This is a genomic window from Streptomyces sp. NPDC002785, assembly GCF_040295565.1.
GTDB lineage: Bacteria > Actinomycetota > Actinomycetes > Streptomycetales > Streptomycetaceae > Streptomyces.
Genome location: NZ_JBEOVN010000323.1, coordinates 1 through 4,697, shown reverse-complemented (window position 1 = coordinate 4,697; position 4,697 = coordinate 1). Strand labels below are relative to the sequence as shown.

Here is a 4,697-nt window from a genome sequence, read left to right as displayed (position 1 = left end):
GAGGTCAGCTGTCCTGACTCGTCGTATGCGAAGCGGTTGGTGTGGCCGAGCGGGTCGGTGCGGGACAGGAGGCGGTTGTAGCGGTCGCGTTCGAAACGGGTGATCGCACCCAGCGGGTCGATCTCCGCAACCACCTGGTGACCGTCATTGACGATGTAGCGGTGGACGGCTCCGCTGCTGGTGGTGGCGGTGGTGACACGCATCCCGGTCTCGGGATCGGTGCCGTCGTAATCCAGGCGCAGGGCCATGTGTCCTGCGGCGCCTCCTTCGGCTACGCACCGGTCCCGGTCGTCGTAGGCATAGTCGTACCGGCTGTCGTTGGTGTCGGTCCAGGACGTGACCCGGCCACGGTCGTCGTACGCGAACCGGAGCGGGAGCCCTGACGAGTTGATGACTTCGGTGAGGTGACCGTCGGTGTAGCGGTAACGGAGAATCTCCTGATCGGTGCCGTCCGGGGCGGCCCCTGCGAGGTGGAGTGCGGTGATCCGGCCGTCGTTCGTGGTGAGCTTCAGGTGATACCCGGCACCGTGAACGATTCCGGCCGGTGTTCCGGTCTCGTCGTACTCGAATTGGATCCAGCTGCCGTTACGGTCGTCGATCTGCGCCAGAAGCGCAACGTCCGCGGTGCGCGGGCTGAAGTACCGTATTCGGCCGCTGTCCGGATCAGTGATCGTGTAGTCCCCGGCGGTGTCCACGTCGAGGGGCCAGCGTGGGCCATGACTCGGCATGACGGGTACACCCGGCGCGGGGTGCGGATAGGACAGCAGCAGACCGTCCTCACACACGAAGACGACGCCCTGGGAGTCGATCTCCAGCCGCTGGTCGGCCGTGGAGGACCACGAGGGCCCGAACCAGCGTCCGGCCCGGTAGTCGGAAGCTACCCGGCGCCGGAAGATGAGAGGAAGAGCACCCGGCAGGGCAATGTCCGTCTGTGGCAGATACATCACGCCGGTAGCGAGGTCAATCGGGTCTGTGCCCTTGCTCTCAACGGCGTCCTGGGGTCGGGAAGTCTTAGGCGGATCGTTACGGGCTGCCTTCTGCGCCGCCGACTCAGCACCCTCCGTGATGGTGTGCTTGGGCCGTGCAACTGGACATGGGAGCCGAGATCCTCGACCGCGCCCGCGAGGTGCTGGGGGACACCATGTCCCCGTACAGCGAGGTGCGGTACGCCGGGATCAGGCTCGCCGAGTGCCTCAGCGACGCGCTGCGGGTCGCCGAGTCCCGAGGGATGCGCCTGCCGTACGAACCCGACCGGGACGAGGGCACCACTGACGAGCACGCGTCCGAGGTCGGGACTTCGCCAGGCTGATGTGCCGGCGTCGAGCCACGAGTGGAGGCAGCGCGGTGCGGGCCATGCACCTGCGCGAGGACGGTTTTCCGGCACAGGGGCTCGACGCCTTGCGGCAGATCGGACAGGATCAGGCCGACGTGGACGGTGGGGCAGAGGCCGCAGCTCTTGCCGCTCCCCACACGTCCGTGTCGGCAGCCGTGCCGCGCAGCCGAATCTTCTGCGTGTGATCTTCAGGTGCCGGCATGCACTCCCTGCGGCGCACTACTTCGCGGGCAGGGTGCTCGTACTCGGTGTTCCACCGGGCAGCGAAGCAGAGAGCCGTCCCCACCGGGCCGGGCTTCGTGCAGCCGGCCCTCTCGGCGACCTGCTGCACGGTCCGGTCAGGAGACGGGCCCGGCCCGCGCGGTCGACGGAGCCATGGGAACGCTGTGCCCACCCGATGCGTCAACCGGGCCGCCGGCCTGCCGGTCACCAGCCACAGAACACGAAACGGTCCGCCGACTCCGTCGGCAGACCGTCACGAGAGTTCGAGGCTAGAACTTGCAGTAGTAGCCGGTCAGATCAGCCTCGGGGCAGGCGATCGAACCGATCAGGCACTTGGCGTTCGCGTACGACCGGGTGTAGACGTTGGTGACCTGGCCGCCGTCGTAGATGTAGATGTGGTGGTTGGGCATCAGGCGGTGCTTGCCCGAGCGGATGGCGTAGTTCCCGCTCTTGGTCAGGTTGATGGTGAAGGCCCCGTCGATGGCCCCCTTGACGCTGCCCAGACCCTTGCAGAAGGGATTGGTGGCGTGCAGGGACATCCGCACGTCCACGTAACTGCTGCCGGAGCCCAGCTTCTTGACCGACATGTCCTTGGAGGTGGCGGCCTTGGTGGCGACCTTCTTGCCGGTCTTCTTGACGTAGACGTTGGTGGAGTGGATGTCCTTGTTGGCCACCACCTTCTTGGTCTTCCATGTGACTGTGGCGTGCAGGGCGGTGCGGTACTGGCTCGACTTCCAGTCGAACTTGCTGCGTCCGTCGCCGCCGAACTGGAATTTGCTGCCGTAGTCACAGCCCGCTGGGGGAGCGTCGATCTTTTTCTGCGGGATGAAGGCGATCCAGGAGAGGGTGGACGTGTTGGCAACGCCTGCGGCGGCTGCGCGGGAAGCCGCCTGCTCGCGCAGAGCCGTCAGCGATCCGGAGGCCGGGACGGACACCTTCATTCCCCACAGCCGTGCCTGTGGGTCACCGTTCTCCGGCAGCGCCGGTGCGACCTGGTAGTGGTAATCGGCGCCCGGTGCCACGTTCGTGTCGCGGAAGGAGGTGACCCCTGCGTTCAGACGGGCCACCTCTTTGCCGTCGCGGGTGACCACATAACGGGCGTCCTTCGCATACCCCTTCCACGACAGCTCCACGAAGGACTTGCCGGCTGCGGCGGTGATCCCCTCACGGGCCGAGGAACGGTCGACGACAGCGGTCTCTCCCGAAGCCGCCCGCATGACGCCGAACCCCTGGGCTGCCAGCATCCTGCCCTCGACGCTGTTCGCGCCGACGCCGGACACGTCGTTCAGTTCGCCGGAGGACAGGGCGGATATGGAGAACGACGGAGCGCCCGGGCGCGGGTCCTGGCCGGGGGCGGCGGACGCGTGGAACCCGGTCACAACAAGTGTGAGCGGGGCCAAGGACAGCGCTGCCACCCTGGCGGAACGAGAAAGCTGCATAATCCTCCTTCGTTTGGCAGAGGATGTGTCAATGACCCTAGGGACGATGGGGGTTGCGGCGTAAGTGTCTCCTCGGGCACTGCCCTGGTGGGCAGGGTCCGAAGGGGTAATGAATTTCATGCCCATGACAACACGGTGCGAAATGCAGAGCGCCGAAACGGCGCGGGGTGTCCTGCGTGTACGCGGCGTCAAGGGATATCGGCCGTGCCGCGGAGGCAGGGCCGAAGGGCACTCTTGGGCAGGCCGCAATGGGGGCCCGCAGGCACGGAGTTCGTCAGAGGGCAGCGGTGAGGAAGATCGGGTAGAGCACGCTCAGGGATCCGGTGGCGAGGCCGACGGTGCACAGGCCTCGGTTGAGCTTGCGGGCCAGCCCGAGGAGCGCGAAGGTGACGGCGAGGCTGCCGAACAGAAGCGGGATCGCGATCCCGGTGAAGCCGGCGAACACTGCGGCGATCAGAGCGAGGGTACCGAGGACGATTGAGGCGGGCCCGTAGAGAGTCGCGGGGCTGTCTGCGGATCCGGTGGCCATGTCGTGCTCCTCGCTGCGGCGTGTCGGCTTCTCCGACACACGGGTATGAGATCCGTGCACGTTCATCATGGCGCTTCTGGTCGTCCCGGATCCGCACCTCGCAGGAGGCATCCGTCCGACAGGCCGCGCCCGGCCCCTGGTCGGAGGGCCGGGCGCGGCCTGCGCTCACGCGGCAGACGCCTTCAGGGTGCCGAGCGGAAGCGCGGAGTGTCGGCACGGACCGGACGCGTACGACGAGGAGTGGGGCGACAACCCCGCCCAGGAGTTCCAGACCGCGCTGAACCGCGGCTCTGTGGACCGCAACCTGTCACAGGATGATCTCCGCGCCTGGCGCCCAGAGCACGGCAGGGGCGGACGTCGCCCCAAGACCGCTGAGTAGAGGTGCTCTTCCCCGGCGTTCTTGATGCGCCGGGGAAGGCGTCACTCGGCAGTCGCGTCCCCTTCGGGGGCGTCGCTGGGAGGTTCTTCGGCGCGTACGAAGGTGCCCTTGATCGGGACCGTGATGACGAGGCCCTGATCGCGCAGCTCGCGGACGGCCCTGCGGACGGTGTTGACGGCTACGCCGTACTGCTCGCCAAGGTCACGTTCGGCCGGCAACCGTGCTCCTGCGGGCAGGCGGCCGCTGCGGATCTGCTCGGCGATGTGGTGCACGACCTGGAGATACACGTATACGTGGCTCGTGGGGTCGGGCTTCCATGCGTGATCGTCAGCCATGTCTGCACGCTAAGGCGCCTCGTAGCAGCCCACCACGTGCGGCAACGTCCAAATGCTTCCTGATGCTTTAGGTTGCTACCTAATGCTTCCTAGTGCACAGTGGGTCGAGACAGCAAAGACCCCGGCGGCCTGGCAGGGCCCCGGGGCACGGCCAACGCTTACAAGGAGCGTCGACATGTACGACCTTATCCGCGGGATCACCGCATGGTTGCTGAGGCTGATCCTCGGCTCCCACACCGGCCGCCACCGTGCCGGTAGCGTCCCCGCGTACCCCGAAACCGCCCCCGCCCCGACTCGCCGTCCCGGCACACCCCGCCCCCGCCCCCGTCTCACCGCCCACCTCCCCGCCGCCCGGTCGCCGTACGGGCTGGACCAGGCGCTCGACGGTGGGGCGAGCGCGCTGGTGCGCCCGTATCTCCTTGCCTCGGACCAGGAACGCGTACAGCAGCGTCGGCGGCTC

Annotated in this window: 7 protein-coding genes and 1 pseudogene; 4 read left to right on the top strand and 4 right to left on the bottom strand. The window is 67.4% G+C overall.

Features of this window, described 5'->3' with window-relative positions:
• Window positions 1-1,058, bottom strand: a pseudogene (locus tag ABTZ94_RS36280) (DUF6531 domain-containing protein); the annotation flags it as partial.
• Window positions 1,059-1,081: 23 nt separating this feature from the next.
• Here ABTZ94_RS36280 and ABTZ94_RS36275 point away from each other — a divergent pair.
• Both ABTZ94_RS36275 and ABTZ94_RS36270 read left to right on the top strand, forming a co-directional pair.
• Window positions 1,082-1,309, top strand: a complete 228-nt coding sequence (locus ABTZ94_RS36275) for a hypothetical protein (RefSeq protein WP_351207506.1) — start codon at window positions 1,082-1,084, stop codon at window positions 1,307-1,309.
• Between the two features lie 44 nt (window positions 1,310-1,353).
• A complete protein-coding gene (locus ABTZ94_RS36270) occupies window positions 1,354-1,518 on the top strand; it encodes a hypothetical protein (protein ID WP_351207504.1) in 165 nt (54 codons plus the stop codon).
• 306 nt (window positions 1,519-1,824) lie between these two features.
• On the opposite strand, the gene ABTZ94_RS36265 is transcribed toward ABTZ94_RS36270, so the two are convergent.
• Both ABTZ94_RS36265 and ABTZ94_RS36260 read right to left on the bottom strand, forming a co-directional pair.
• Entirely contained in the window at window positions 1,825-2,994 is a 1,170-nt protein-coding gene (locus ABTZ94_RS36265; RefSeq protein WP_351207502.1) for a hypothetical protein, read from the bottom strand.
• Between the two features lie 274 nt (window positions 2,995-3,268).
• Window positions 3,269-3,523, bottom strand: a complete 255-nt coding sequence (locus ABTZ94_RS36260; RefSeq protein WP_351207500.1) for a hypothetical protein — start codon at window positions 3,521-3,523, stop codon at window positions 3,269-3,271.
• Between the two features lie 67 nt (window positions 3,524-3,590).
• Between ABTZ94_RS36260 and ABTZ94_RS36255 the strand changes: the two genes are divergently transcribed.
• Window positions 3,591-3,902: a hypothetical protein gene (locus ABTZ94_RS36255; protein ID WP_351207498.1), complete on the top strand. Its 312-nt coding sequence runs from the start codon at window positions 3,591-3,593 to the stop codon at window positions 3,900-3,902.
• Window positions 3,903-3,943: 41 nt separating this feature from the next.
• On the opposite strand, the gene ABTZ94_RS36250 is transcribed toward ABTZ94_RS36255, so the two are convergent.
• Window positions 3,944-4,237, bottom strand: coding sequence for a GntR family transcriptional regulator (locus ABTZ94_RS36250; protein ID WP_351207496.1), 294 nt, complete (start codon window positions 4,235-4,237; stop codon window positions 3,944-3,946).
• A gap of 175 nt (window positions 4,238-4,412) precedes the next feature.
• On the opposite strand from ABTZ94_RS36250, the gene ABTZ94_RS36245 reads away from it, so the two are divergent.
• On the top strand, window positions 4,413-4,697 hold a 285-nt coding region (locus ABTZ94_RS36245), incomplete at its 3' end, for a hypothetical protein (RefSeq protein WP_351207494.1).

Bases quoted from the DNA above. Each gene is read 5' to 3' on its own strand.
- ABTZ94_RS36270 (WP_351207504.1), top strand. From the start codon at position 1,354: ATGCACCTGCGCGAGGACGGTTTTCCGGCACAGGGGCTCGACGCCTTG.
- ABTZ94_RS36265 (WP_351207502.1), bottom strand. From the start codon at position 2,994: ATGCAGCTTTCTCGTTCCGCCAGGGTGGCAGCGCTGTCCTTGGCCCCG.
- ABTZ94_RS36260 (WP_351207500.1), bottom strand. From the start codon at position 3,523: ATGGCCACCGGATCCGCAGACAGCCCCGCGACTCTCTACGGGCCCGCC.
- ABTZ94_RS36255 (WP_351207498.1), top strand. From the start codon at position 3,591: ATGGCGCTTCTGGTCGTCCCGGATCCGCACCTCGCAGGAGGCATCCGT.
- ABTZ94_RS36250 (WP_351207496.1), bottom strand. From the start codon at position 4,237: ATGGCTGACGATCACGCATGGAAGCCCGACCCCACGAGCCACGTATAC.